This window comes from Bacillus sp. JK74 (assembly GCF_053663395.1).
On the sequence record NZ_JBSJQB010000002.1, the window covers coordinates 768,304 to 794,100 of the forward strand.

Consider the following 25,797-nt stretch of genomic DNA (forward strand, 5'->3'; position numbering starts at 1 on the left):
GATGCCGGATGATAACCGGCGTCTTTTTTTTGCCCGTTGTACATACACCGTACCGGGCATACAGGAATAAGGTAAACGGAACCAACATTTGAAAAGGAGGTTTTCCTCTTGTACGATCCTTTCGATCATGAATACACAGCCGAGAGCCACGAACGGGTGCCATATCATTATCCGCGGCCGCCTTATTATTACCCCAGACCATATCCATACTATCCGCGGCCGCCTTATTATTACCCCAGACCATACCCATACTATCCGCGGCCGTATATCCCGTTCTATCCTTGGTATTAATGTTTGAAAAGAAATGACTGCAGACAGGAGGCTTCCCCTGTCTGCTATTCAACTTTGACCGACAGGATATACGGGAGGGCTTGAACTTTCTCCATTACCGCTGCTTTCCCGCTTTTGCTTTTCACCCTTCCCTTCACTTCAAGCACCGCCTTATTCAATTCATAGGACGTAATCAGAATTCCTTTTTCCTCAAGAGAAGTTAAAATATCATGCATGACGGCTTTCTCTTCAATCCTGAAACTGACAGACAAAGAATGCGCCGCCGGTTTAAACAGAAAATTTAACAGTTCAAGCCCGATTAACGCCAAAATCGTGCCGCTGATGCCGATGACATACATACCTGCCCCGATCGTCAGCCCGATCCCCGACGTAGCCCAAATCCCCGCTGCCGTCGTAAGCCCCCGCACGACATGCCGCTGCAAAATAATCGTGCCGGCTCCTAAAAATCCGACACCGCTGACGACCTGCGCCGCCACCCGGCTCGGATCAAAGGACGTATGGCTGTTGGATAACAAATCAAAAAAGCCGTATTTGGAAACGATCATCATCAAGGCGCTGCCGACGGCCACTAAAAAATGCGTCCTTAAACCGGCTTCCTTCGCCCTGAATTCTCTCTCCAATCCAATAAGAGCCCCAAGCAGATCCGCAACCGCCAGACGAATCACAAAATCAAGTTCCATCCGTCTCTCTCCTTTCCTTATCTTCTTACCCGCTTTTTACCCCCCGTATCTTTTTCAATAGCACAGGACTGCCTGCTGAAAAAAACTGCATTTGAATATATACTTTGGTTCTTTATCATATTGTCAGTGCTCTTATTTATATGCGGAAGGTATTAAGCTGCCGTTTCTTAAAATAAGGAAAATGACTTATTGAGAGTATATTAAATAAGTTTATTCGTTGAAACTGCGGCCGCTTGTCTCTTCCAATCTTCTAAAAACAGAACGAATGCCGCTCCCTCAGCTCAAAAATTGCTTTCAATCCGCGAAAATATATCGTAATATAAGATATAATCTTAATAAACGATAAAAGGTGGCTTATGATGTCTAACGAAATTATACGATTAAATGACCTCTGGACAGATATTTACTATCGGCTCCGTTATCAGCACCATGAAAAAATCACTCACCAAGGTGTACGGATTCTGCAAGTCATTCAAAAAGAGAAGGCAGTCGGAATAAAAGACATTGCCGGAGCGATTCAAGTATCGCATAATACCGCTTCGGAACATATAAAGCGGTTACTGAAGAAAAAGTATGTTTATAAAACCAGAAGTGTTGAAGATGAGAGGAAAGTCATTTTAAAACTTACCAGTTTGGGGGCGGATGTCCTTTACCGGCATTCCGGTCTTGATGAAGAAAAGCTTAAACAGCTTCTTTTTGACAACATGAATAATGAAGAACGAACACTTGTCTTAAAAGCATTCAGTTTGATGAAGGAGCGTGCTGAAGATGTTTACGATCGTTAAAATCATTGTCTCCGCTGCTATTATTGGGGTTATCACTGAAATATCAAGAAGAAGCCCGAGTTATGGAGGTATTATAGCGGCTTTACCAATTGTCAGTATGCTGAGCATGATTTGGCTGTACATCCAAGGCGAAACGAAGGAGACATTAAGTCATTTTGCATTCAGCGTGGCTTCCGGCATCCCCTCTACAGTCATTATGCTGGTCATTATCGGCATCGCCCTTCGCCATTCACTGTCTTTCATTGCCGCATCAGGGCTTGGACTTACAGGATGGCTGGTTTTCTTGTATGCTCAGGATTTTATCGTGAAACATATAAACAGTCAGCAATAGGCACCTTAGCGCTTCTTTGGAAGAAATAAGAAGAATTAAAAAGACAGGGATATCCCTGTCTTAAAAGTGACTCCGAATAAAAAGCGAAACTCCTTTCTTCACGAGAAGCGCCAAACACAAAAACATCCCGTGTTGCGAACGGAGTCTGCAGCCTGTACAGCCATACCCGCATGAAAACCGGCTGATCTCTCAAACAGAATGTCCGGCAATCACCTCAAAAAACGAGGTGAAATCTGTCAGTATCCCGTCACCCGCCAGCTGTTTTTCTTCAAATAGCGCGCGGTTTTTTCCGAGCGGGTCAATGGCCATAATCTTGCCCGCACCTGCTTTTTTCGCCGCTGTGAGCCCTGAAAAGGCATCTTCAATGACTAAGCATTCTTCAGGTTTGAGGCCTAATTTTTCCGATGCGATGAGAAAAATATCCGGCGCCGGTTTTCCGGGGAAGCTCCCGTCATCAAACGTGACTTTGTCAAAATCAAACCACTGATCCAAATGAAAGACGTCAAAGTAAAACTCGACATTTTCCTTTACCGTAGCCGTGGCGATGGTCATCGGCGTTTCCGATTTTTTCAGATGGTTCAATACGCCGGTCAGTCCCTTCGTCAGCTTTAACTCGTCTTTGTTTTCAAGGCATAATTCTCTGTAGTAGGCTTCTTTTTCAAAAGACAGCTTCTTGATTTCTTCATTTGTTAAATCGCCGGAAATAAAATACGTCAGGATTTCACTATTTGTTCTCCCGTGAATGTTAACGAAAATGTCTTCATCAGAAATGGTTTTCGGCGCGTATTTTTTCACCATGAAAAACCATGCTTTTTCGTGCAGATGCGAATCTTGAAACATCGTGCCGTTGAAATCAAAAATAACCCCTTTCATCGAACCGCCCGCCTTTTTTATTTTTTTGCGATTTTGACATCTACATATTGCTCGTAATGAATTTGAACATCTTTCATGACTTTATCATCCGTAATCAGATAGTCCATATCGTGCAAGTTATAGAACACGTAAAAATCTTCCCGGTTGAATTTTTTATTATCCGCCAGCAAAAATTTCGTCCGCGAATTATTCAGCGCGATTTGGTGAGCTTCCCCTTCTTCAATGCTGTAAGAAGAAATCTCATCATTATGTATGCCGTTGGCGCTGATGAAAGCTTTCGTAAAATTGAATTTCTGCAGATTGCCGTTCACGATGGGGCCGACGAAGGCACCGGTATTTTTTCGGAAGTCGCCGCCAATCAGGATGGTATCCGCAGTGTCACCATGTTTCAAAATATCAAATACGGGATAGTTGTTTGTGATAATCCTGATTCGCTTATGCAGCAGGTGTTTCGCTAAAAGTTCAATCGTCGTGCCGGGCCCTAAAAAAACGGTATCGCCGTCATTTACATAGGAAGCTGCGAGTTCCGCGATCTTCCCCTTCTCCTCCATTTGAACACCGAGTTTTTCATTATGCGATAATTCGTGATCAATGGAATAAGATATGCTCTGTGCGCCTCCGTGAATACGTACGATTTTTCCGGCCTTATCCAGCTCGTCCAGATCTCTTCTCACTGTCATATCAGAAACTTCCAGTTCATCGATAATATCACTCACCGTAATAAACCCCCGCGAGTTTACGATATCGATGATTTTTAAAAGTCGCTCTTTTTTTAACATGTTCAATCATCCCCTCAACTTTACACACAATCTAACATACTGCGGCAATCCGGTCAACAAAAACAAACACTAATAAACAACACAATCAACATAAAAAACAACGACAAACTTACATAACCCCTATAAATACAGATGTTATTTCTTTATGAAGCTATTGACAACAAAAATGTATGCGTTTACTATTAAACAAAAGATAACAATTACAAACATTAACAAACTACAATTCACACATTGGCGAAGGAGGATTCAGTAATGCTCAAATTACCTCATGACTTTATTTTCGGCGGAGCGACTGCGGCATATCAAGCGGAAGGCGCCACAAAAGAAGGCGGCAAAGGGCCTGTGGCCTGGGATGAATTTCTTGAAAAACAGGGAAGATTCAGCCCTGATCCGGCAAGTGATTTTTACCGCCAGTTTCCGGAAGATATTAAACTATGTGAAAAATTCGGAATAAACGGCATCCGCCTTTCTATAGCCTGGACGAGAATTTTCCCTGACGGCACGGGCAAAATCAATCAGGAAGGTGTTGACTACTATCATCGTATTTTCTCAGAGTGCCATAAACGCAACGTCACCCCTTTTGTCACGCTGCATCATTTCGATACACCGAAAGGATTATTTGATCAGGGAGATTTCCTCAACCGCGCTGCAATAGAAGCGTTCGTCAGCTATGCGGAGTTTTGCTTTAAAGAATTCAGCGAAATCAGATATTGGAGCACGTTTAACGAAATTTATCCCACAGCCACCAACCAGTATTTACTCGGGGTTTTCCCGCCATCTATTAAAAGTGATATTACAAAAGTCATTCAATGCCTCCATCACATGATGGTAGCGCATGCGATGACCGTCAATCTTTTTAAAGACGGCGGTTATCCGGGAGAAATCGGGGTCGTCCACTCATTGGAAACAAAATATCCCGCCAGCGGCACAGAAGAAGACCGCCACGCCTGTTTTCTGGATGACGCGTTATCAGTGAGATTCCTCCTCGATGCCACCTACCTTGGCTATTATTCTGAGGAAACCATGCGTGCTCTGGATGAAATCTGTGAGGCAAACGGCGCTTCATACGAGTTTTCAGACAGTGACTTTGACGTGATGAAAAAAGCCTCGACGCGCAATGATTATCTCGGCATCAATCATTATCAATGCCATTTCGTCAAAGCGTACGACGGAGAAACCATTATTCACCATAACGGAACAGGCGATAAGGGCACTTCGGTCTATAAAGTAAAAGGAATCGGCGAACGAATTTACAAAGAAGGCCTGAAGCGGACCGATTGGGATTGGCTCATTTATCCTGAAGGCATGTATGACATGCTGATGCGCATCAAACGGGACTATCCGCAATATAACAAAATTTACATTACCGAAAACGGCATGGGCTATAAAGATGAGTTTGAAGACGGCATCATTATGGATAAGGCAAGAATCGACTATTTAAAAGTATATTTAGAAGCCGTCAGTAAAGCGATTACCGACGGAGTCAATGTAAAGGGGTACTTCTTATGGTCCTTAATGGATTTATTTTCATGGACCAACGGCTACAACAAACGTTACGGTCTTTTTTACGTCGACTTCGACACCCAAAAACGGTATCCGAAAGAATCGGCCTACTGGTACAAACTTGTAAGTGAAACAAAAACAATCATTTAACGATCATACATGGTGAAAAGAGTATCTTTTCATCATGTGTGCCATCTTTAGGAGGTTTTTTCATGACAAAGGAAGAATTGCAGATGCTCGGTTTTGAAATCGTCGCCTATGCCGGCGACGCCAGAAGCACTTTATTGAAAGTCCTGAAAGAAGTCCGTGGCGGAAACTTCGAAAACACGGAAGCAGCATTGAAAAGCGCCGATGAAAATTTAACCCTCGCCCACAATGCGCAAACGAAAATGTTAGCTGAAGAAGCTGACGGCAAGGACATGGAATTAGGGTTTATTTTCGTTCACGGTCAGGACCACTTGATGACAACCCTTTTGCTCCGTGATCTTATTCAGGATTTTATAGAACTCTACCGAAGCCGCCGATAAGGAGTGGAAAAATGAACGGTATCATCAAGCAAATCGAAAAGGGAAAACCGTTTTTTGAAAAAATCTCAAGAAACATTTATTTAGGCGCGATCCGCGACGGCTTCTTAACTGCCATGCCTGTTATTTTATTCGCCAGCATTTTCATCCTCACCGCCGCTGTGCCGGAAGTGTTGGGTTTCACTTGGCCTAAAAGTGTTTCTGAATGGCTTTGGAAAGTTTATAACTTTTCAATGGGCGCCCTCGGCCTGATCGTTGCGGCAACAAGTGCGAAGTGCCTGAGTGAATCAATGAACCGAAAAATGCCGAAAAACAAAGGGATCAACCCCGTTTCAGCGATGCTTGCTTCAGTCGTCGGGTTTCTCATTTTAAGCGTCACTCAAATCGACGGCGGATTCTCCACGGAATATCTCGGCACAAAAGGTCTTTTAGCTGCTTTTGTATCCGCTTTCATAACGGTGAACGTTTACAGATTCTGCGTGCTGAAAAATATTACGATTAAAATGCCTAAAGAAGTGCCGGGTACCATTTCACAAACATTTAAAGATGTTTTTCCGTTCGCTTTTTCCGTTTTGGCCATGGTGATCGTTGATTTATTGATCAGGAATACGCTGAACGTATCTTTTGCGGAGGCTCTCTCCTCTCTCTTATCGCCGTTTTTTACCGCCGCAGACGGTTATCTCGGGATTTGTGTCATTTGGGGAATGATGGCGCTGTTCTGGTTTGTCGGCGTTCACGGGCCTTCTATTGTAGAGCCGGCCATCGCAGCTATTATTTACGCAAATGTGGAGGCGAACCTGCAGCTTCATAATGCCGGCGAGCAGGCGTCCAACGTGCTGACCGTCGGACTCGGGAACTTCGTCGGCACAATGGGAGGAACCGGCGCAACCCTTGTTGTTCCGTTTATCTTTCTGCTTTTCGCGAAATCCAAGCAATTGAAAGCAGTCGGAAAAGCATCCGCAGTTCCGGTGTCTTTCGCAGTAAACGAACCTCTTCTCTTTGCTGCGCCGATCATTTTAAATCCTTATTTTTTCATTCCGTTTGTTGTAACGCCGATGGTGAATGTCTGTTTGTTTAAATTTTTCGTGGATGTCATCGGAATGAACAGTTTTATGTATGTTCTTCCGTGGGCCACCCCGGCGCCCGCCGGCTTGATTCTCGGAACCGGCATGGGGCTCTCGGCTTTTGTTCTGACGGCTGTATTAATCATTGTCGATTTCCTGATATACCTGCCATTCTGTAAAGCTTATGACAAAGTATTAGCGGCGGAAGAAGCCCAACACACCGAGCCTGAAACCGCGCTGCAAACATTACAGCCCGCCATGGCCGGCGCCTCAGAAGACGCGTCCTCCGTCATCAGCACAAATTTTCAGGAATCCTCATCCGCCTTGGAACACGGCACCAATGTGCTAGTGCTGTGCGCCGGAGCGGGAACGAGCGCCATGCTTGCGAACGCACTGACAGAAGGAGCCGAAGAATACAACGTGCCGATTACCGCCTCAGCAGGCGCCTACGGTTCCCATTACGACATCATGAAAGACTTCGATATGATCATTTTGGCTCCGCAGGTCGGCTCTTATTACGATGACATTAAAGAAGATGCGGATCGCCTGCAAGTGAAACTCATCGCAACGAAAGGAGCGGAATATATCAGCCTCACCAGAAATTCACAAAAAGCCATTCAGTTCATACTGGAGCATACCTCAAAATAGAATCGGAGGTTTATCATGGATGCCAAACTTTTGAAATCAAGATTCGAAGACATTTTCAAGAGAAGTAACGGAGAACTGTTTTTCGCACCCGGCCGGATCAACCTGATCGGGGAACATACGGATTATATAGGCGGCCACGTTCTTCCCTGCGCGATTACGATCGGAACATATGCCGTATGCGCAAAACGCGAAGATCACCAGATCCGGTTATACTCAGAAAACTTTCCTGACAGCGGCATTGTCTGCCTTGATCTTTCCGCCACAGCATACAAAAAAGAAGACGGCTGGGCCAATTATCCGAAGGGGATGATCCATTATCTTCTTGAAGCCGGCGGCCAAATAGACAGCGGAATGGATATTCTTTTTCACGGTACGATTCCAAACGGAGCCGGTTTAAGCTCCTCTGCTTCCATTGAAATGTTAACCGGTTCCATTTTAAGAAAGTTATTCAGCCTGGATGTTTCCGATACTGAACTGGCGCTTATCGGAAAAAGAGTCGAAAATGAATTTATCGGCGTGAATTCAGGGATTATGGATCAATTCGCAGTGCAAAAAGGCAAAAAGAACATGGCCATTCTTTTAAACTGCGATAAGCTTGAGCACGAAATGATTCCGGCTGCTTTTAACGGATATAAAATCGTCATTATGAATACGAACAAACGCCGGGAGCTGGCGGCTTCAAAGTATAATGAACGCCGCAGCGAATGCGACGCGGCTCTCACGGAACTGCGGCAATATCGGAATATCGCATCACTTGCGGAATTGACGGGAGAAGAATTCAACGAACTCGAACCTCTTCTCTCCCGTGAAACTTTGCGTAAAAGAGCCCGGCACGCGGTCAATGAAAACGAGCGGACCCTCTCAGCGGCGGAAGCTCTCAAATCGAATGATTTGAAAACGTTCGGGGAGCTGATGAATGCGTCGCACCGTTCTTTACGTGATGACTACGAAGTGACCGGTGACGAATTAGACGCGCTGGCTGAAGCAGCCTGGAAAGAAGGAGCACTCGGAGCGCGGATGACGGGCGCGGGGTTCGGCGGCTGCGCCATAGCCATTGTGGAAAGTGAAGAAACCGCCGGCTTTATCCGGGCCGTTTCATCTCACTACCGCAGCAGGACAGGTCTTGAAGCTTCTTTCTACATCGCGGATATAAGCGATGGCGCGGCTGAATGGAGGGAAAAATAAACCATGGCGATTCTCGTTCTCGGCGGAGCCGGCTATATCGGTTCTCATGCGGTTGATCAATTAGTAAACAAAGGATTTAAAACGATAGCTGTGGATAATCTCCAGACAGGCCACCGGAAAGCCGTTCATGAAAAAGTCGTTTTTTACCATGGAGATATCCGTGACAAACCGTTTCTTCGCTCTGTGTTTGCGAAGGAGAACGTAACAGGCGTTCTTCATTTTGCCGCTCAATCCCTTGTCGGCGAATCAATGAAAGACCCTCTTTCATATTTCAATAATAATGTGTACGGTACGCAAATTACGCTGGAGGTCATGCAGGAATTCGGGGTGAAACACATTGTGTTTTCTTCATCCGCCGCTGTTTACGGCGAACCTGAAAAAGTGCCCATCACAGAAGACATGCCGGAAAAGCCGGAAAGCGCATACGGCGAATCAAAACTCATGGCAGAAAAAATGCTGAAGTGGTGCGATACCGCCTGCGGCATAAAATATGTCTCGCTTCGGTATTTTAACGTTGCCGGCGCGAAAACGGACGGTTCCATCGGAGAAGATCATCATCCGGAAACCCACCTTATCCCTATCCTTTTACAAACCGCGCTCGGTCAGCGCGAGGAGGTTTTGATATTCGGCACTGACTATGATACAAAAGACGGCACGTGCATCCGCGATTATGTTCATGTTTCCGATTTAATCGATGCCCATATTCTCGCTCTGGAATATTTGCAAAACGGCGGAGACAGCGGCATTTTCAATTTAGGATCAAGCAGCGGGTTTTCCGTATCAGAAATGGCGGAAGCGGCCCGGCAAGTGACCGAAAGAGACATAAAAGTAAGAGCGGCCGCAAGAAGACCCGGTGATCCAAGCGCCCTCATCGCTTCCAGCGATAAAGCGCGGAACATTCTCGGCTGGAATCCGAAACAAACGGACATATCGGAAATCATTGCGTCAGCATGGAATTGGCATCGGCATCATCCTAACGGATACAAGGACAAATGAAATGGAGGCGGCGGTCATTGACGTTTTTGAATCAGTGGCAGGGTTTCTGAAAGAAAGCACTGTCTTAGGCGACATAAATGGAACAGATGTGATTTATACAAGAAACAGACTTCTCGATCTGCTCGGACTGACGGATTATGCAGAACCGAAACGTATCAAGAAACAAAACAGGCTTCACTATGTGGACGAAATGGTGAAAGACGCGGTAAAACGGTCAATCATAAACGATACGCCGGCTGAAAGAGACATGCTGGGAAGCAGAATCATGGACGTGATCACACCGGCCCCTTCTCTGATCAATGCCGCCTTCAGCGAATTGTTATCAGATTGCCCGAAAAAAGCAACAGATTATTTTTACCGACTGAGCCAAAACAACGACTATATTAAGACGCGGGCCATTCGAAAAAATATCGTGTACCGCTCAATAACACCTTTTGGGGAATTGGACATCACCATTAATCTATCAAAGCCCGAAAAAGACCCCAAAGACATCGCCGCGGTAAAAAACAGTCCGGAAAACCGGTATCCGAAATGCCTGCTCTGTATGGAAAACGAGGGGTATGCCGGAACACCGCATCACCCCGCCCGTTCAAACCACCGCATCATCAGGCTTGACTTAGCGGGAGAACAGTGGGGGTTTCAATACTCTCCTTATGCGTATTACAGCGAGCATGCCATCTTTCTTTCAAGCGTGCACAAGCCGATGAACATCAGCCGCGACAGCTTCAGAAGGCTTCTGGCCATTACGGAAATTTTCCCGCATTATTTCGCGGGATCAAACGCAGACTTGCCGATCGTAGGAGGTTCCATTCTTTCTCACGATCATTATCAAGGCGGCGCCCATGAGTTTCCGATGGCAAAAGCGGGTTCCCTCTACCCTTTTCATATGCGTCATTTTCCAGACGTTCAGGCCGAAACCGTGAAGTGGCCGGTATCAGTGATCCGCCTTCGCGCAAAAGATCCGGATTTGCTGACAGATGCCGCTGCGTATGTTTTTGAAAAGTGGCGGGAATATTCAGACGAAACCGTCAGCATCATCGCGAAGACAAATGAACCCCATAATACCGTCACCCCGATTGCCAGACGCAGGGGAACGGATTTTGAAATTGATCTCGCTCTCAGAAACAACCGCACCTCAGAAGATTATCCGGATGGCATTTTTCACCCGCATCAGGATGTCCATCACATCAAAAAAGAAAATATCGGTCTGATTGAAGTGATGGGGCTCGCCGTTTTACCTCCCCGCCTGAAAGATGAGCTGGCAGAAGTGAAAAAGTATTTACTGAATGAACCTCATGACATCAAAGACATTCATCTTCCGTGGGCTGAAAACATCAAAGCGGATAAAGACGTGACACCGGAAAATGCAGCCGCTGTTTTACAAAAAGAAACCGCGAATGTATTTTTACGCGCGCTGACCGATGCAGGCGTTTTTAAAATGACACCCGAAGGAATTCAGGCGTTTCAGCGTTTCACGACGTTATTGGAGAATGACAGCTGAAACATTCAGAGTGAAATCAATCAACAATCTTTTTTATCAGGAGGTATTGTGATGTTCAAAAACCGATTGAAACGTGTATTTGTAAACGCAATCTGTCTTTCTCTCATTTTCACCGCTTTTACATTTCTTGAGAAGTCTCCTAAAGCAAAAGCGGATGCCCCGTTTGCCTATGGCGCTGATATAGGATGGCTGAAACAAATGGAGGATGAAGGTGTGCGCTGGCTGGTTGACGGCGGGAAACAGAAAGATGCCTTGCAGATTCTTAAAGATCACGGAATAAATGCCGTGAGACTGAGAGTGTTTGTGAATCCGCCAAGCAGCTATTATTGGCTGAAAGACGGCACAACATGGACCATGCTCGGCTATAGTGACAAAGCGGGCGTACTTGCGGGGGCCAAAAGGGCAAAAGCGTTAGGAATGAAAGTAATGGTTGACTTCCATTACAGTGACGTGTTCGCTGATCCCGGCCACCAGATCAAGCCGAACCAATGGACCGGCTATTCAAACAGCCAGCTGCAGGCAGCCGTGTATAACCATACGTACGATGTCATGAAAGAACTTAAAAATCACGGCATCTCCCCTGATTGGGTGCAAGTAGGAAATGAAATGAATTCAGGAATTTTACTGCCCGACGGCAGCACGAGCGATTTCAGCAAATTGACCGGCTTACTGAACAAAGGCTATGACGCCGTGAAATCCGTCAGCCCGGCCACCAAGGTAATCAGCCATTTGGCACACGGCACGGACAACAGCCTATTCAGATGGTGGTTTGATCAATTCTTTAAAAACGGAGGAAAAACCGATATCATCGGCGTTTCGTTCTATCCCTATTGGGAAGGTAAGCCGTACTGGGAGCTCACCGGCCATTTATCATCTAATTTGAATGATATCGCCTCACGCTATAACAAGGAAGTCATGGTGGTTGAACTGGGCGGAGATGAAAATAATCCGAAAGATTCCTACTGGACCATAAAAGACACCATAAAACTGGTGAAAGCCGTTCCGAACGGCAAAGGAACCGGCGTATTTTACTGGGAACCCGAAGCTCACTCCAGCGTTCTGTCAGACGCGTATCCATTAGGCGCAACCGCCAAAGTGTCTAAAAACGTCTTGAAATACACAACCGCAATTGACGCTTTTCATGACGCCGCAACAGGAAAATGATTGATGCAATTCTAAAGCAGGCTCTTTTCGCAGCCTGCTTTTTTGTAAGGCTGCAGAGTTGGCCTGTTATGAAAAAGAGCAAGTAACGAATACGGAAAGAAACATACCCGAAAAACCACGTTTCGGTTAAAAAACCGCTTTTTAAATAAAAAACTTCTTCTGTTCCCCCTCCTTCTTATTTCTGCGCACTATCTCTCAGTTCCTAAATAATAACTTTACGATTGTTGAAAAAGAAACAAACATTTTATAATATTGTGTAAGCACCACCGAGCAGGAGGACGGGCCATGAACAAAAAAGAACAGCTCCTCACGGATTTCAGGGACTTTTTTAACAAGATGGTGTGGCTGAATAGGCTGAAGATGGAAGAAAGCCTCAAGGGGCATAAACCTTCTGAAGTGCATTGCATCGAATTCATCGAAAAAATTGAAGACGCCAATGTGACAAAACTTGCGGAGTCCCTTTATATGACAAGAGGCGCTATAAGTAAATTAACGAAGAAGCTTATCAATAAAGGCCTTATCGAAAGCTATCAGAAGCCGCTTAACAAGAAAGAAATCTATTTCAGGCTTACCGAGCAAGGAAAAGTCATTTATAAAATTCACGAGGAATTGCACAAAGAGTTTCAAGAACGGGACAAAATCGTGTTTGAACAAGTAACTGATGAACAATTTGACACAATGCTGAGCTTCGTGGAAACATACAGCAGGCATTTGGATTCAGAAATAAAGAAACTTGGTGCAGACATCAAATCGGAATAAAACCATAGGCAGCCCCGCTCCATGAAAACGGGCTGCCTTTTTATATCCCTCTTATTGTTGACAAAGAAACAAAATCGCTCTATTATTTTGTTGACAAGGAAACAAATACAGCAATTTTGAGAGGAGAATAATATGTCAACACATAAAAGAAAGGAACTTCGGCTGCCAAAAGAAGTTCTCACAGCCGCCTGGGCTATTGCACTGGGAGCAATTGCTCCAATGCTTGACTCTACGATGGTAAACATCGCCATCGCCAAACTGACCAAAGACTTCAACACAACATTGGATACCATTCAGTGGTCCGTTACAGGCTATATGTTAGCACTTGCAATTGCAGTACCCGTATCCGGCTGGCTTATGAATAAATATAACGGTAAGAAAATCTTCATCGGCTCAGTCATCGCCTTTGGTGTCATTTCTGTTTTTGCGGGAATGAGCCGTGACGTTTCCAGCTTCATCTTCTTCCGTTTGCTTCAAGGATTCAGCGCCGGCATTATCACTCCGCTTATGTCAACACTCTTGGTTAAAACGGCAGGTCCGGAAAACCTGGGAAAAGTGATGGCAATTGTCAGCACCCCTATGATCTTCGGCCCGATCTTAGGACCTGTCATCGGAGGCTTCATCGTCCAAGGCGCTTCATGGCATTGGATTTTTTACATCAACGTGTTCATCACTTTGATTGCCGCACCGCTTATGATGAAAACCATTCCAGACTTTGAACCATTCAACAAAGATCGTAAACTCGATATTTTCGGGATTATCAATTTATCATTAATGAGCGCGGCAATGATGTACGGTATTACGAAAGCGACGGATCATGCATCATTTAACAATAGCGACACCATTTTATGGGCGGGCATCGGTCTTGTTTCAGCAGTCATTTATCTTGTATATAATCTGATCAAGAAAAACCAAACCGTGCTGCCTATGAATTTGTTTGCAAACAAGAGCTTCTTAGCTTCTTCAATTGGGTTGTTCTTAGCGAATATTGCCATCATGGGGCCGATGTTAATCCTTCCGCTGTTTTTTCAAAACATTCGTCAGTTCACGGCAGTCGGAGCAGCACTCGCTTTAATCCCTCAAGGAGTCGGAATGCTCGTGACTCGTCCGCTGATCGGAAAAATGATTGATAAGATCGGTGCGAAATACGTGGTTACGGTCAGTCTTGTTCTTTCGCTGATCGGATCTATCCCGCTTATTTTTATCACCGATAACACAAGTATGATTTGGATTTCCGTCGTATTATTTATCCGCGGCACCAGTTTTGGAGGAATTATGCTCCCATTAATGAGTGACGCTTATACAGGTCTTGACAGCAAACAGCTTCCGGAAGCAGGTGTCGGTATTCATATGATTGAAAACCTCGGTTCCAGCTTTGGGTCAGCTGTGATCGCAACCGTTACCGCAACTGTCATACAAGGATTGCAGCCAACGATTCCGAACAGTTTAAAAGGCTACCATGCCGGATTCTTAGTATCCGTCATCATCCTTGCGGCCATCTTCATTCCAAGTCTGTTCCTTACCCATAAAAAGACTGCGATATAAAGAACTTTTCAAAGAAAAAAACCCTTGCGCAGCAAGGGTTTTAATGAATGAAACTGATGATTGTTACCGGCAGAGTCGGCCAACAACAGACAAAGCCTTTTACTCACTCACATTGCTTTTCATTAACCATTCTACTTCCGTTAATTCTTGTTTTTGAACGTCTTTTGTGTGTTTTTTCGTAAAATGGACTTTAACAGCTTCTTCGTTTTCCCAAATCTCCCAAAGCATAATTTTGCGTTCTGATGGTTCAAGCGGATGAGCATGGAACTGAATACAGCCTTCTTCTTTGTTCGTTTCTTCCTCAAGTTTTTTGAATTCCTTCATTATTTCATTAAGGTCTTTATCACTGATGATTTTTAAGCATGCCGTTATGTAATGCATCGAAACTCCCCCTCTTCCCATCATTTTATGGCTTTACATTATAACATCGAAACCGGCATACCGCATTCTCAACATATAAAAAACCGTCCATAAAAAATGAACGGCAATGTTTATTTAAGATCATTAAGAGCGACTTTTGCAGCCTCAGCGATAAGAGCATTATGATAATCGGCATCTTCCGTAAATCGGTTTGACAGGATTGCCAAAACGATTGGAGCTCTGTCAGGCGGCCACACGATCGCAATGTCGTTTCGCGTCCCGTAACTTCCGGCTCCGGATTTATCGCCGACTTCCCATCCTGCAGGAGCGCCTGCCCGAATCAGTTCGTCGCCGGTAGCGTTGCCCCGCATCCAATCCGTTAAGATCGTGCGCTTGTCAGTCGTGAGAGTGTTACCTAAAGTGAACGCTTTAAGATCAGTTGCCAGTGCCTTTGCTGTGCTTGTGTCACGACGATCCCCGGGAATCGCAGAGTTTAGATCCGTCTCGAATCGATCCGCTTTCGTTACATGATCCCCGATCTGTTTCAGTGATTTTTCGAAACCTTTAGGGCCGCCAAGCTGCTGCAGCAATAGGTTCCCGGCAGTATTATCGCTGTAACGGACAGCGGCTTCTGAGATTTCTTTCAGGCTCATGCCTGTATCCAGGTGTTTTTCTGTGATTGGAGAATATGTAACTAAATCGTCTTTACTGTAGCGGATGATGGCATTAAGTTTTTCATTTGAGCTTTTCTTCAGAACAGCAGCTGCAGCCAGAACTTTATAGGTTGATGCGTAAGCAAACCGCTCATTCGGCCGATAGGCGATTGTCTGGTTTGACCCCGTATCAATCGCATAAACCCCAAGCCTGGCATCAAATTTTTTCTCAAGCTGAACAAATTTTTGATTCGTTATACAGCTTGTCATTTTTGTGTTTTCTATAGACTTCGCTTCAGCATGCGCTGAGCCGAATAAAGGATTGAAACCGGTAAAGCTTAAACATAAAAGTCCAATGCATAGTCCAACTTGTATTCTCGTTTTATTTTTCACATCCAGACCTCCTCATTATAATGTTTTTGTATACATCTTCTAATTAACATTACAAACAGGATGAAAGTCAATATATTTCCTGTGAGATGTTTTCCGTGACAGTTAGGAAATCAGCTGAAATTTTAATTTCCGGCAGATATTTCGAGAAGAACCCATGTGATACAGAGTTTGAGTTTGATTTCTTGCCGGAGCCGCCCCGCCGCTGTTTCCTAATACGTTTTTACTGCCGGGTTGCCCGCCTATTTTTGTGTGCACCCTTTTTCCTTTCCGAACCATGCCGCTGTTTTTACGATTTAATGATGTTCACTGTCACCCCTTACTTTTCGGCAAGGCCCTTGTATTTCATGCCTTTGACGTAATCCTTATCCTCCTGTATGTGCTTTTCAGCCATCTACATCCACCGCCGCCCCCTTCTGATTCGTGTTTGTTTTTGAAAAGATATTCCCTCTAAACCGCCGCCGCACTCAGACCGTTAACCGCCAATTGTTTTTCTGAGATTTACCGGAATCAGTTTACAGAGAACATAAAAAAGCACCCCCCAGGATGCTTTTGCATTTGATATGATTTATATCGAATAGAGTTCATTGTGTCTTTTTTCTAGTTATGTGTTACATCTTTAAAGACAATGTCATATTTTTGTGATTCATAAAGATTTCTAAATGTGATTTCAATAATTTCTAATCCATCTTTTATAATTTTACGTTTTGGGTTATTTAACTTATGAACCGTCTGAGAATTTATCGTACTACGATGGAACACGAACAGTGAAATCATGAAAAAAAACACCCTTTAGGGGTGCAAGATTGGGCCAATCTAACGTTTCTTTTGGTAACCTTCAATATCTAAATATCTTCTCAAGAATAGGCGATCTCTGTTTGTAGTTTTAATCAACCAGTGCTTTAGGTTCTGTTGGCTGCATCCGATTATCTCAATGGCCTCAGATGTCGATATGACTTCTTTATCCATAAAATCTCTCAGCTCTTCTATACTCTCAAAAATAAATTTAGCCATTTCGGAGGTTTCTCCATTTTAGAGCTATATTAATTATAGTCAATACCAACCAGATCATTGCCAAAATCATAGTAATAATATCGAGAGTACTGAGATGACCATAATTAAAATTAGTGAACAATATAACAAACAGAATAAAGAATAAGACCGTTGAACCGTCGATTAATTTTTTCATATTCGCTCATTTCCTTCTATGTTTTTGAAAATCCAAATATCCTCTTTCAGAAAAAGCCTGTCCCGAGGCTTTTCTTTCATCGGCTCTAATTCCCCGCTTTTAACTAACTGGTTTAGGTATTGACGAGTGAAGCCCAATATTTCAATTGCTTCGCTTGTATTAACGGTTTCCTCATTTAAGAACCGTTTAATTGCATCGCGTTCTTTAAGATTGTACATAATATCATCCTCTTTGAATCCCCTAATTTGTAACAACAAACAATACCATTATACCTATAACAATAGTAGTCTTTAAAGGATTTTTTGCAAACTTTTCTTATATTTCAATAAATAAACAACTTATTCATGCTAAACAGAATAGGCTGTGATCTGCTCTATTTTTCATTTTCATGCGGGAACGCTCAATATTCTTCTGCATAGTTCCTTTTTTAACCCCTAATAACTGCGCTATCTCTTCGAATGACATGTTTTGCACAGCATGCGTCTTTTCACTTTCTGTGAGGACAGAAAGGGCGTCAGCGATTCTTTCCTTATCCCAATCACTTACCTCTCCCTCAGCTTCTTGAACGATTGCGTATTCTTCCGGCAGCGCATCAATTAAGCGCGGATTAGCAAGAATCTTCCTTTGGTCTCTTCTGTCAGCGCCTCGGCATGCGCCGAGCTGTCTTCCGTTCTGCAGTTTCTCTTAAAGCTCGTTTGTATTCAATGATTAAATCTTGCATTCTAATTCGTCCCCTTATTTGCGCTTAAATGAGCCACCCTTGCCTCGGGCGTTCAGATCGCTCCTGCGTGTTTTTATTGGGATTTTTCTTTTCCTGCTTCATGTCATCCATCCGTTCAAACAAAAACGGACACCGAACAAACAGCGCTAATGCTGTAAGTTCAGTGTCCGCAGGCTTTTCGTCTAGCACAGGTATTTTATATCACCTGTTTGAGAGTCTATTTTTAATGTCTAATAGATTTTCCCATAGAACTTTACGCAGTTTATCTAATATGGCAAAAACAAAATAGAAAAGAGCAAAATTGAACAACAAATTAAATACTTGAAAACTAAAAAGAAAATCACCAGAATAACCAAACCATCTAGCTGGATAGCCAAATAAATAATGAGGCTTGGAAAATTCATTATCAGAAAATAGACCTAATCCAGGAATAAGAGACAAGATAACAACTGTGATAATACTTAAAAGAGAATATACTTTTTTTCTTGACAACTTCATAACTTCTCCTTTTTTTCAAAAAAATATAGACTTCCATAGTTTTACATGTTATTACATCATACGTTACATTATTATACAAAGGAGTCTTCAACATGAAAAAAGTCGCAGTTTTAGTCGCACTCTGTACAGCTTTAATATTTACTCCATTTAATACTAAAGCTACAACAGCAGTCCAAAAAGATCAAAAAACAATCAAACAAGAACTTCAAAAGTTTGATAAACAAACAGATAGTGTGGAGCTAGTTTATAACTTACAAAGGTACACCTACTATCAAATTCGATAATGTAGAAGAATTTAAGAAAGCTGTTGCTGATTTTGAAAAAGCTTCTAAAAATAAGAAGCAAAACGTTCAAGAATACAATGATAGCACAACTCCAGCTAGCATTACATTCTTAGCTGCATCTGCTACAAAGACAGGAACAAAAAGAATACGTTGGACTAATTCAGAAAGTTTAAGATGGGCATATTCATTTTGGTTGCCATATAGTATGTGGATCGACTTCAAATATACATACACGGGGTCAGGAAAATCAAAAAAATTCAAAAAAGTGACATCTATCAAGTCTGACTCTTCAAGCTTCCCATCTTCTTGGCATCAGTCAATGTCTAACTACTCTTTTTACGATAAAAATAGAGGAGTTAAGATTCACATAAAAGGGTCCTTTTTATTGGGCGTAAGCATTGGTGGACAATCAGTGGGAGCTAAATTCCCTGATTCATACACAAAAAAATATCACTTTTAATTAGCAGGCCATCAGGCCTGCTTTTTACTTTGATTGTCCTTGATTAACATTGTAATATTCAACGCTTTTTCTCTATATACTTATCAATATTTTGATAAAGCGCCGCGATCGTGAATGCAATGATTGCACCATTAACGTGTTGTTCGCTTTCATGTCCGGCCTATATTCGTACTGGGGATAAAACCAGAATCCTAACCCCGTCAGCATAAAAACTATTCCCAGCATCATTGAATCCCCCTATTATATATCTTCGCTCAACCGGCCGAGCCGGCATAATTCTGTTCATTGCATCCGAGTATAAATTGACGATTACCCTGTATGCGCCCGCTTCAACTCTGAAAGGCTGAACCTTTTCAACGGGGTTGCTATTGTGAAGTTGCCCCACTGTGCACCCGAATTGCTGTAATTATCCGATCTAACAAGCATTGCTGTGTAATAAATACGGCTGGCCGTTGTTTTTTCTGCTTTCCAATCGACAGAGGTTGCTCGATAGGAATAGGTTGTTGCATCCGTGTATACCCGCACCTTTTTACTTGTCTCATGCAGCGGAAGCAGGCGGCGCAACGGCCGCCGCTCCCATAAGTAACACAACTGATAAATGATTGACTGAATCGTTTTTTCACCGTCATTGCTTCCCCTGTTTTTTGTATTCTGCGATTTCCTTAGGGGTAGCCTTCCGGACTCCGTCTGCGTCTGTCCTGTTTGCCACTTGAACGCCTTCCATATTTTTTATCTCGCTGACTACTCCCAAATGCTCTAAATACACATGATCACCAATCTTGAAACGATTCTGTTTGGCCCGCTCCTCGGTCATGCTCCTGTATTCAGTCGCGGCTTTCATTTTTAATTCAGCCAGACACATTTGACAAAGTGTTACTGTTACAGAATTGCCGTTAAAATCAGTAAACGAAACCGATCTGACAGATTCCTTTTCCGGGTGCATCGTGCATGTTTTCTTCATAGGTGATGACCGTGTAAATTCAATCATTCCGTTTCCTCCTCAAAAAAGTCTTTTCGTCCCCTGACATAACTCCGGATGAATGGGAAGTTCCATACCCCCGCATTCGAACTGTCACGACACCGCCATCTGACGGATTTTCATACATCCTTCATAGCTATAAGCCTATATTCCTTTATATTCCCAATGCTTGCCGCACTTCCCTGTTAGGATGAAGTTTCTAAAGCTGTTGACCAGTTGCCCATGTTGGTTCCATGCGGAAAGCCGTTTGGGCATCCATACCCAATTCATATGGGTAAATTTCAGCCCTCTCATATGTGTGTATGCTTTTTAAAGGAGGTGCATCACATAATGTTCTAACAACCGATTCAACATGAACAAAGTGATTTAGTCGACAAAAAGATCGCCGATAGCAAAAAGAACGGTGAATCTAAAAACAATTGATCTTTCTGAATATGAATTGCTGGTCAACGCATGTTTCAAATTAATAAGATAAATAAAAATAGACCCCTTCACAGTTAATGGTGAGGGGGTTATTTAGTAAGTAGCCGATATTTTTATTGAACTCCAAATGTCTGCATCTCAATAGTGTCTGCAGATATACTTTTTCTAGTTTGAAATATTTAAGCACGGATAAGGTAACAACTGAATTAGAGATGCAAAGATGGATTGAAGAGGTGATGATTTTGCCGCCATGTTAATATACAAATATTTAATTAAAAAGGAAAAGAATAAAACTAAGGGTTAGATGTTTCAAATTAACGTACTTCAGAGCTATGGAGAAGAATCATAAAGTACTTGCTTAATTCAGATTCTTCGATTTTGTAAGTACCCTGCAAGAACCATTTTCTTTTGTTCTCCGCACCTTTTTATTCACACCCAGCAACTCGAGCAAGGTCGTCTTCTTCCTAAGTTATTAAAAAAGAGATGTGTTTTTTGGAATAACTACAAAACGCACTGGCCAAAAAGGCCTTGTATGATGACACGCCAATACGCGCATATTCACTGTTTAATCAAAATGAATTATTGTTGATTGTTGCGCGATTATTTGTTGCAGCCCTTTTATCATTAGTCGGAGTTAAAGCGATATTAAGCAAACAAAAACTGTCTGGATATTTACTGTTTGGAACAGCAGCTTTCTTACTCGTTGTAAACGGGGTGAAAATCATGATTTAATTTAATGTTTTAATTATAGGAATATTGAATCCCAGAACCAAAAAATTAACGCGGCTACAATACTCATAATGTAGTACTCAAGGCTTCTGAATACGGTAAGAACGTTTGGGGGATAATCAAAAAATCAGAACAAAAACACAGCTAAAAAGGCTACTGCAATATAAATTAAAAAATTGTTCAAATTGAATTTTCTAGGCCTTCTTCTTAGCCACACCAAAGAGACAGCAAACACCAAGTAAGTGATTAAAGCATAAAATCCTATGATGCCAATAGTGACTAATGCGATTGCCATAAAGCCAGAGTAAACAACATATACAGACCAAAGATTAGGCCATATGACAAACTAGAGATTATCAGAGTATAAACATAACTGTTTACCATTTTATTAGATAGCAAGTTTATCCTCCCGTCTTAGAAAAACCTATAACTTTGAAGAACTTTACTTAAGCCAAATAGCTTTAGCAGCATCTATTACTCTAGATTTTTCATCAAGATATACATATTTTCTATCCCACTCGCTCTTTCTCCAAGCCTCTTGGTTTGCAAATGATGGTTTAATTGGTTGTGGGTACTCGTCCTTTGACCAGCCGTCTTCAATATGATTCAACTTAGGGTCATTATCATCGTAATATTTATACCAACCAGTAATCATTTTTAACATTATTGTCCCACCTACTGCCCTTTAAGATCGTAGTTTGTCATTCATCTTTTTTTAAAAAGGCTGAGAATTTTTTTAAATATGTTGTCTTGTTTCCCTTTCAATTCACTTTTGGATTCTTTGCTTAACGGTTGTTCCTTTTGCTCTTTTTCATAGCTTTCAAATAAAATGCCTTCTTGATCCTTCCATCCCCCTGTTTTCTTTGGTTGCAAATCGACAGGAGTATTTGAGATTTCATATGTTTCATTTTTCATATTATCTTTATTATCATTTTCTTTATTTTCAACCACAAACGTTGCCTTACTCTTTTTATTGTCAAATGTCTTATTATCATTTCTTACAATTATTTTTGATGGATCATTTTTTATGTTACTTGTTTTCGGTTCATATTCGTAAATTCTATATTTAATGTCTATATCTTTCACTAATACTCTAATAATGTTACTGTCTTTATAATTACCTAAGAAAGAACCCTTTACAATAGCCATTTTTCGACTTTCTTTATTTCTATCCTTAATCCAATTTAAAAGAAACTTTAATGTCCTCTCGAAGCCAGATTTCCCATTACCTCGTTGAACTAGCATTATACGCTTAGTATCTTTTTGTTTATTTGCAGTTGGATACAAATAAACATATCCCTTATTTTCTAGGGTACCAATATCTCGAATATCAAGGAACCCTTCAACTAAAAAAGTATTCCCAGAAGCCATATCAGTCCAAGCTTTGTTATAGTCATCAATAGAGTAATATTGATTATTTGCTTTCAATTGACTCTTTACATAATTGATTACTTCACGGTTACTGCAGTTTAAAAATTCAACGAAATCAGTCACAAACCTTATGTACTCTACATTTATTCCTACAGTAGGTTTCCTAAGAGTATTTTTCAGACCACTTCGGTAATTGTGATTCTTTTTCTCATCACTACCGAAATTCGATACTCCTTGTTTTATAGGTGAAAAGATATCGCTGTTATCAATTTTTATGACAGTTTTCTCTTCTCTAGATTTCCCTTTTATTCTTTCTCTTAAGGGTATATATGGTGTGCTATATCCGCAATCCAAAGCATGTTCTTCTCCTGGTAATAGAGAGAAAAATCCCTCTTTACGATTGACTACCTTTAGCTTTGCATGGCATTTAGATTTGAAATAGTTTTTGCAATAAAGTGTATAACCTATCTCTTTCTTAATATCTCTTTTGATTAATGCTTCCTTTGGATCTATCGGCTTTGCTTTTCCATTTTTCATATAAATTGCATCATACATAGAGTCACTACTTTGCCCCATATCCACCCTCCGTTTCCCTAAACAACATGGATTCTATATAAAAGAATGATTTTATGTACACCTAGAAAATTTGTAGTAATTTACTTTTGTTGTAAATTTAGCATATAACGATCACTTTAAGTGTTCGATATCTTTTTAATCTTTTTTGTAAATCAACAGCTCATGCAGCTCAATGTCTAAATATGTACAGACTTTATCAAGCAGATCCCTTGGATACCGCTCCATTTCATCATGATAAAGCTTCCTAACTGTGTTAAAACCATGGTCAATATCATTGGACAGCTTTCGAATACTGATATTCCTTTCGTCTATTATCGGCTTTAAATTTGATTTAATCAATTTAACTACCCCACATTCATTATGTATGATCACTTTAAATTATCATCATATACATAAAAAAGGTCAAGGATATACCTTGACTATGTTTTAAAGCTTACCAATCTTCATCCGGCTCATCATGTTCGAATCCATAAAAGCCTTTAATCCGGACGTCACCGTAGCCGGCTCCTTTAGTGATACTTAAGTAATGGTTTCTGTTTGCGTCTCCATCCACCTTATCTGTTGAGCTCAGGTTCAATTGATTACCCGTGAAATTCTTTTCACTCTGCCAGTGTTATTCTCTGCAGTTTAAAATTCAATGTGCACCCTTCAGCATTGTAGATGGTGAACCTGTATCCCAATTTAGTTGGCCAATATTCGAGATAGGTGTCATCAGCCATAAAAAAAGCCCGTTTCATTCTCTGTCATTTTAAAGTTGACCCTATGTTCATCTTTGGTAATTTTGGCCGAAACAGCTCCGCCTGCTCAAACACCAGGTTAAAAAGACTGTTGCAATACTCAAACCCAACTTTTTCTTATTCATTCCCCCTCCTTCCAAATTATACAACATTAAAAATGAAGAGGAGAGAAATAGTTAATATGAAATGGTGTTTTTATTATAAAGCCCGTCTTATTTGTTGTCTGCGTCAGTCATTATAAAAGTCTCTCATACTCTATATCAAAAGCATCTACAAACGCTTTTTTAGCTATGGCACTTGTGATAACTAAATCGTCTTCACTCGTTTTGTCTACTCTTCTAAAAACATTCTTTTGGCTAACTCCCCTATTCCATTTTCACTAACATCAATCATAAAATCCCTAAGTTCTTTTGTGTTCACTTTATAACCTCCTCAGCTTTCAATTTCTTTATGTAACCAAACAATCTATCCCCAACCTCTGTATCATGCCAACCCCAATCTTCAGCAAGAGATTTAATTTCTTCAGACAAAATCTTAGCAAATAGTTTGTATTTCAGAATTACTTGGCACTCTTCTATAAGCATCTACAAAACAGTCGTTTATTTGATCTTCCATGGCATTCAATTGATTAAACCTCCCTAAAATAATGTTTTATTTAATCTCAGCTTCAATTTGTACAAACTCTCCCAGTGGCTCAACACATGCTACTTCGTACATACAGTCGTCATATGTATTGAGTAGCACAGTTGTATCCTCCTTTATTCCACCTTTCTCCAACATGGTTTGCAATGAATCAATTAATTGCTTTACGCTCATAGACATAAAATCATCCTCCATTTTTTAAATTTGAGTGTTTTCTTGATTAGTTGCCTTCGATAGTTTCAAGAAACATACAAACACATGGGAATATTTTCAGTTTCCCTGTAGAATACCGATACGCTGGGGCCACCTTGTTTTTAATTAAAAAATCACAGATAGTCTCTGGATTTTTAACACCACTATTATATAACTTTCGTATCATTTCTTTTTGAAAATCATTTAGAGAGGAAACTGTTGAAGTTATTTTTGACTGCTCATTATTTAACAAGATATTGTTTGATACTTCACGTGTATTTAAATTAACTGTCTTGTTTGCCGAGATGATCTTTTGATTAACTTCTTTTCTTAAAAAATTAACCTGTCTAGCCGATAAGGCTAGACCCATATCTAATTGTTTCTTAATATTGTCTGTTGTATTGAATTCAAAATCATTAGGAATATTAATCTCATATTCAATTGACCACTTCATTTTTGTTCTTTCTAATATTTCTGTTATTTCTTTTTCTATTAGATCAAATTCATCTTTTATTTGTTTGAAAACATGTTTCTTTAAAGAGATATGTTCTTCAAAATGACTTATTCCCAACCTTTTGATTTCTCCACCATTTTTGTTTTTTACGATGTATTGATATCTTAGGGGTCTTCCACACTCACATGGTGTGTTTTTGTTTACATAACCGTTGTCGATGTAGTCAATTAAGACCCATTCCTCTTTCAATTGCATATTCTCACTTGAAGCATTTTCAAGTCCTGCGGATACATAAGTTTTTTCCTTCTGAACCCTATTAAATGCTTCAACCTTTTTTGTTTTAACAAAGTCCACTAAATACTGTTTCTGCTCATCATTAAGAAATGAAGTTTCTTTAAACAAGTTCTCTCATCCCTCCATATAATTTTCGATTGATATGTACAAAAGTTGCTGAAAGCAGTATGTCCTAATCTGTTATAGTCATTTATCGTCTGTTCCCTTTATTATACAG

At 41.4% G+C, this 25,797-nt stretch carries 29 protein-coding genes and 3 pseudogenes; 14 read left to right on the plus strand and 18 right to left on the minus strand.

What is annotated here, in order from left to right; genetic code table 11:
- Nucleotides 1–108: 108 nt before the first annotated feature.
- Nucleotides 109–291 carry a hypothetical protein gene (locus tag ACWJJ5_RS08235; RefSeq protein WP_071543315.1) on the plus strand — a complete coding sequence of 61 codons (183 nt, stop codon included), beginning with the start codon at nt 109–111 and terminating at the stop codon, nt 289–291.
- A gap of 283 nt (nt 292–574) precedes the next feature.
- On the opposite strand, the pseudogene ACWJJ5_RS08240 reads toward ACWJJ5_RS08235, so the two are convergent.
- Nucleotides 575–971, minus strand: a pseudogene (locus ACWJJ5_RS08240) (MgtC/SapB family protein); the annotation flags it as partial.
- A 359-nt stretch (nt 972–1,330) separates the two neighbouring features.
- On the opposite strand from ACWJJ5_RS08240, the gene ACWJJ5_RS08245 reads away from it, so the two are divergent.
- On the plus strand, nt 1,331–1,756 hold the full coding sequence (locus ACWJJ5_RS08245) for a MarR family winged helix-turn-helix transcriptional regulator (protein ID WP_063636830.1): 426 nt from the start codon (nt 1,331–1,333) through the stop codon (nt 1,754–1,756).
- On the plus strand, nt 1,740–2,087 hold the full coding sequence (locus ACWJJ5_RS08250) for a DUF3147 family protein (protein WP_015388376.1): 348 nt from the start codon (nt 1,740–1,742) through the stop codon (nt 2,085–2,087). Before ACWJJ5_RS08245 ends, ACWJJ5_RS08250 begins: the two co-directional genes overlap by 17 nt.
- 189 nt (nt 2,088–2,276) lie before the next feature.
- Here ACWJJ5_RS08250 and ACWJJ5_RS08255 read toward each other — a convergent pair whose 3' ends face one another.
- Together ACWJJ5_RS08255 and ACWJJ5_RS08260 are read right to left on the minus strand one after the other, a co-directional pair.
- Nucleotides 2,277–2,960: an HAD family hydrolase gene (locus ACWJJ5_RS08255; protein WP_070081657.1), complete on the minus strand. Its 684-nt coding sequence runs from the start codon at nt 2,958–2,960 to the stop codon at nt 2,277–2,279.
- A 17-nt stretch (nt 2,961–2,977) separates the two neighbouring features.
- The gene (locus ACWJJ5_RS08260) at nt 2,978–3,739 is read right to left on the minus strand and encodes a DeoR/GlpR family DNA-binding transcription regulator (protein ID WP_003154937.1); all 762 of its coding nucleotides are present in this window, start codon (nt 3,737–3,739) and stop codon (nt 2,978–2,980) included.
- 252 nt (nt 3,740–3,991) lie between these two features.
- Between ACWJJ5_RS08260 and lacG the strand changes: the two genes are divergently transcribed.
- From lacG to ACWJJ5_RS08305, 9 genes are all read left to right on the plus strand, one after another.
- Nucleotides 3,992–5,392 (plus strand): 6-phospho-beta-galactosidase, encoded by a 1,401-nt coding sequence (lacG, locus tag ACWJJ5_RS08265; protein ID WP_454022336.1) that lies wholly within the window; start codon nt 3,992–3,994, stop codon nt 5,390–5,392.
- A gap of 62 nt (nt 5,393–5,454) precedes the next feature.
- Nucleotides 5,455–5,769: a PTS lactose/cellobiose transporter subunit IIA gene (locus ACWJJ5_RS08270; RefSeq protein WP_063636834.1), complete on the plus strand. Its 315-nt coding sequence runs from the start codon at nt 5,455–5,457 to the stop codon at nt 5,767–5,769.
- A gap of 11 nt (nt 5,770–5,780) precedes the next feature.
- Nucleotides 5,781–7,478, plus strand: coding sequence for a PTS lactose transporter subunit IIBC (locus tag ACWJJ5_RS08275; RefSeq protein ID WP_327968411.1), 1,698 nt, complete (start codon nt 5,781–5,783; stop codon nt 7,476–7,478).
- Between the two features lie 15 nt (nt 7,479–7,493).
- A complete protein-coding gene (locus tag ACWJJ5_RS08280) occupies nt 7,494–8,663 on the plus strand; it encodes a galactokinase (RefSeq protein WP_326243595.1) in 1,170 nt (389 codons plus the stop codon).
- Between the two features lie 3 nt (nt 8,664–8,666).
- Nucleotides 8,667–9,659 (plus strand): UDP-glucose 4-epimerase GalE, encoded by a 993-nt coding sequence (galE, locus tag ACWJJ5_RS08285; RefSeq protein ID WP_173612660.1) that lies wholly within the window; start codon nt 8,667–8,669, stop codon nt 9,657–9,659.
- A 1-nt stretch (nt 9,660) separates the two neighbouring features.
- Complete coding sequence (gene galT, locus ACWJJ5_RS08290; protein WP_077722079.1) at nt 9,661–11,160, plus strand: UDP-glucose--hexose-1-phosphate uridylyltransferase; 1,500 nt, start codon at nt 9,661–9,663, stop codon at nt 11,158–11,160.
- A gap of 51 nt (nt 11,161–11,211) precedes the next feature.
- Nucleotides 11,212–12,324: a glycoside hydrolase family 53 protein gene (locus tag ACWJJ5_RS08295; protein ID WP_327968420.1), complete on the plus strand. Its 1,113-nt coding sequence runs from the start codon at nt 11,212–11,214 to the stop codon at nt 12,322–12,324.
- A gap of 285 nt (nt 12,325–12,609) precedes the next feature.
- On the plus strand, nt 12,610–13,083 hold the full coding sequence (locus ACWJJ5_RS08300; protein ID WP_146283625.1) for a MarR family transcriptional regulator: 474 nt from the start codon (nt 12,610–12,612) through the stop codon (nt 13,081–13,083).
- A gap of 132 nt (nt 13,084–13,215) precedes the next feature.
- Nucleotides 13,216–14,628 carry an MDR family MFS transporter gene (locus ACWJJ5_RS08305; protein WP_454022337.1) on the plus strand — a complete coding sequence of 471 codons (1,413 nt, stop codon included), beginning with the start codon at nt 13,216–13,218 and terminating at the stop codon, nt 14,626–14,628.
- Between the two features lie 99 nt (nt 14,629–14,727).
- Here ACWJJ5_RS08305 and ACWJJ5_RS08310 read toward each other — a convergent pair whose 3' ends face one another.
- The 7 genes and pseudogenes from ACWJJ5_RS08310 to ACWJJ5_RS08340 all read right to left on the minus strand — a co-directional run bounded on the left by ACWJJ5_RS08310 (nt 14,728) and on the right by ACWJJ5_RS08340 (nt 18,433).
- Nucleotides 14,728–15,009, minus strand: a complete 282-nt coding sequence (locus tag ACWJJ5_RS08310) for a putative quinol monooxygenase (protein ID WP_077722075.1) — start codon at nt 15,007–15,009, stop codon at nt 14,728–14,730.
- Between the two features lie 110 nt (nt 15,010–15,119).
- A complete protein-coding gene (gene bla / locus ACWJJ5_RS08315) occupies nt 15,120–16,040 on the minus strand; it encodes a class A beta-lactamase (protein ID WP_154066718.1) in 921 nt (306 codons plus the stop codon).
- 121 nt (nt 16,041–16,161) lie between these two features.
- A pseudogene (locus ACWJJ5_RS08320) lies at nt 16,162–16,425 on the minus strand (phage terminase small subunit); the annotation flags it as partial.
- A gap of 422 nt (nt 16,426–16,847) precedes the next feature.
- Nucleotides 16,848–17,045: a DNA-binding protein gene (locus ACWJJ5_RS08325; protein ID WP_454022338.1), complete on the minus strand. Its 198-nt coding sequence runs from the start codon at nt 17,043–17,045 to the stop codon at nt 16,848–16,850.
- Between the two features lie 171 nt (nt 17,046–17,216).
- Nucleotides 17,217–17,438, minus strand: a complete 222-nt coding sequence (locus ACWJJ5_RS08330) for a helix-turn-helix domain-containing protein (protein ID WP_454022339.1) — start codon at nt 17,436–17,438, stop codon at nt 17,217–17,219.
- A gap of 124 nt (nt 17,439–17,562) precedes the next feature.
- Complete coding sequence (locus ACWJJ5_RS08335) at nt 17,563–17,694, minus strand: sigma factor-like helix-turn-helix DNA-binding protein (protein ID WP_370530881.1); 132 nt, start codon at nt 17,692–17,694, stop codon at nt 17,563–17,565.
- 448 nt (nt 17,695–18,142) lie between these two features.
- On the minus strand, nt 18,143–18,433 hold the full coding sequence (locus ACWJJ5_RS08340) for a flagellar type III secretion system protein FlhB (protein ID WP_267542949.1): 291 nt from the start codon (nt 18,431–18,433) through the stop codon (nt 18,143–18,145).
- Between the two features lie 98 nt (nt 18,434–18,531).
- Between ACWJJ5_RS08340 and ACWJJ5_RS08345 the strand changes: the two genes are divergently transcribed.
- Nucleotides 18,532–18,723 (plus strand): hypothetical protein, encoded by a 192-nt coding sequence (locus tag ACWJJ5_RS08345; RefSeq protein WP_454022340.1) that lies wholly within the window; start codon nt 18,532–18,534, stop codon nt 18,721–18,723.
- Nucleotides 18,724–19,808: 1,085 nt separating this feature from the next.
- On the opposite strand, the gene ACWJJ5_RS08350 is transcribed toward ACWJJ5_RS08345, so the two are convergent.
- Nucleotides 19,809–20,171 carry a hypothetical protein gene (locus ACWJJ5_RS08350; RefSeq protein ID WP_454022341.1) on the minus strand — a complete coding sequence of 121 codons (363 nt, stop codon included), beginning with the start codon at nt 20,169–20,171 and terminating at the stop codon, nt 19,809–19,811.
- A gap of 927 nt (nt 20,172–21,098) precedes the next feature.
- On the opposite strand from ACWJJ5_RS08350, the gene ACWJJ5_RS08355 reads away from it, so the two are divergent.
- Nucleotides 21,099–21,317 carry a hypothetical protein gene (locus ACWJJ5_RS08355; protein WP_160183194.1) on the plus strand — a complete coding sequence of 73 codons (219 nt, stop codon included), beginning with the start codon at nt 21,099–21,101 and terminating at the stop codon, nt 21,315–21,317.
- 13 nt (nt 21,318–21,330) lie between these two features.
- Here the strand turns inward: ACWJJ5_RS08355 and ACWJJ5_RS08360 are convergent.
- The 7 genes and pseudogenes from ACWJJ5_RS08360 to ACWJJ5_RS08390 all read right to left on the minus strand — a co-directional run bounded on the left by ACWJJ5_RS08360 (nt 21,331) and on the right by ACWJJ5_RS08390 (nt 25,688).
- Nucleotides 21,331–21,698, minus strand: a pseudogene (locus ACWJJ5_RS08360) (UPF0715 family protein).
- 58 nt (nt 21,699–21,756) lie between these two features.
- The gene (locus ACWJJ5_RS08365; protein ID WP_165408919.1) at nt 21,757–21,978 is read right to left on the minus strand and encodes a hypothetical protein; all 222 of its coding nucleotides are present in this window, start codon (nt 21,976–21,978) and stop codon (nt 21,757–21,759) included.
- A gap of 41 nt (nt 21,979–22,019) precedes the next feature.
- Nucleotides 22,020–23,261: a hypothetical protein gene (locus ACWJJ5_RS08370; protein WP_454022342.1), complete on the minus strand. Its 1,242-nt coding sequence runs from the start codon at nt 23,259–23,261 to the stop codon at nt 22,020–22,022.
- 135 nt (nt 23,262–23,396) lie between these two features.
- On the minus strand, nt 23,397–23,600 hold the full coding sequence (locus ACWJJ5_RS08375) for a helix-turn-helix domain-containing protein (RefSeq protein WP_095272808.1): 204 nt from the start codon (nt 23,598–23,600) through the stop codon (nt 23,397–23,399).
- A gap of 94 nt (nt 23,601–23,694) precedes the next feature.
- The gene (locus ACWJJ5_RS08380; RefSeq protein ID WP_160182578.1) at nt 23,695–23,838 is read right to left on the minus strand and encodes a hypothetical protein; all 144 of its coding nucleotides are present in this window, start codon (nt 23,836–23,838) and stop codon (nt 23,695–23,697) included.
- 811 nt (nt 23,839–24,649) lie between these two features.
- Complete coding sequence (locus tag ACWJJ5_RS08385) at nt 24,650–24,820, minus strand: hypothetical protein (protein WP_191389662.1); 171 nt, start codon at nt 24,818–24,820, stop codon at nt 24,650–24,652.
- Between the two features lie 40 nt (nt 24,821–24,860).
- Complete coding sequence (locus ACWJJ5_RS08390; RefSeq protein WP_160182577.1) at nt 24,861–25,688, minus strand: DUF3895 domain-containing protein; 828 nt, start codon at nt 25,686–25,688, stop codon at nt 24,861–24,863.
- Nucleotides 25,689–25,797 lie beyond the last annotated feature (109 nt).

Excerpts from the sequence above, each read along its gene's own strand:
- ACWJJ5_RS08365 (WP_165408919.1), bottom strand. The coding sequence starts at position 21,978 with ATGTTAAAAATGATTACTGGTTGGTATAAATATTACGATGATAATGAC.
- galT (WP_077722079.1), top strand. The coding sequence starts at position 9,661 with ATGGAGGCGGCGGTCATTGACGTTTTTGAATCAGTGGCAGGGTTTCTG.
- ACWJJ5_RS08305 (WP_454022337.1), top strand. The coding sequence starts at position 13,216 with ATGTCAACACATAAAAGAAAGGAACTTCGGCTGCCAAAAGAAGTTCTC.
- ACWJJ5_RS08250 (WP_015388376.1), top strand. The coding sequence starts at position 1,740 with ATGTTTACGATCGTTAAAATCATTGTCTCCGCTGCTATTATTGGGGTT.
- ACWJJ5_RS08325 (WP_454022338.1), bottom strand. The coding sequence starts at position 17,045 with ATGGCTAAATTTATTTTTGAGAGTATAGAAGAGCTGAGAGATTTTATG.
- ACWJJ5_RS08345 (WP_454022340.1), top strand. The coding sequence starts at position 18,532 with ATGAAAAAAGTCGCAGTTTTAGTCGCACTCTGTACAGCTTTAATATTT.
- ACWJJ5_RS08295 (WP_327968420.1), top strand. The coding sequence starts at position 11,212 with ATGTTCAAAAACCGATTGAAACGTGTATTTGTAAACGCAATCTGTCTT.
- ACWJJ5_RS08260 (WP_003154937.1), bottom strand. The coding sequence starts at position 3,739 with ATGTTAAAAAAAGAGCGACTTTTAAAAATCATCGATATCGTAAACTCG.
- ACWJJ5_RS08330 (WP_454022339.1), bottom strand. The coding sequence starts at position 17,438 with ATGTACAATCTTAAAGAACGCGATGCAATTAAACGGTTCTTAAATGAG.
- galE (WP_173612660.1), top strand. The coding sequence starts at position 8,667 with ATGGCGATTCTCGTTCTCGGCGGAGCCGGCTATATCGGTTCTCATGCG.
- ACWJJ5_RS08350 (WP_454022341.1), bottom strand. The coding sequence starts at position 20,171 with ATGATTGAATTTACACGGTCATCACCTATGAAGAAAACATGCACGATG.
- ACWJJ5_RS08245 (WP_063636830.1), top strand. The coding sequence starts at position 1,331 with ATGTCTAACGAAATTATACGATTAAATGACCTCTGGACAGATATTTAC.
- ACWJJ5_RS08255 (WP_070081657.1), bottom strand. The coding sequence starts at position 2,960 with ATGAAAGGGGTTATTTTTGATTTCAACGGCACGATGTTTCAAGATTCG.
- ACWJJ5_RS08385 (WP_191389662.1), bottom strand. The coding sequence starts at position 24,820 with ATGTCTATGAGCGTAAAGCAATTAATTGATTCATTGCAAACCATGTTG.
- ACWJJ5_RS08270 (WP_063636834.1), top strand. The coding sequence starts at position 5,455 with ATGACAAAGGAAGAATTGCAGATGCTCGGTTTTGAAATCGTCGCCTAT.
- lacG (WP_454022336.1), top strand. The coding sequence starts at position 3,992 with ATGCTCAAATTACCTCATGACTTTATTTTCGGCGGAGCGACTGCGGCA.
- ACWJJ5_RS08300 (WP_146283625.1), top strand. The coding sequence starts at position 12,610 with ATGAACAAAAAAGAACAGCTCCTCACGGATTTCAGGGACTTTTTTAAC.
- ACWJJ5_RS08310 (WP_077722075.1), bottom strand. The coding sequence starts at position 15,009 with ATGCATTACATAACGGCATGCTTAAAAATCATCAGTGATAAAGACCTT.
- ACWJJ5_RS08280 (WP_326243595.1), top strand. The coding sequence starts at position 7,494 with ATGGATGCCAAACTTTTGAAATCAAGATTCGAAGACATTTTCAAGAGA.
- ACWJJ5_RS08370 (WP_454022342.1), bottom strand. The coding sequence starts at position 23,261 with ATGGGGCAAAGTAGTGACTCTATGTATGATGCAATTTATATGAAAAAT.
- ACWJJ5_RS08275 (WP_327968411.1), top strand. The coding sequence starts at position 5,781 with ATGAACGGTATCATCAAGCAAATCGAAAAGGGAAAACCGTTTTTTGAA.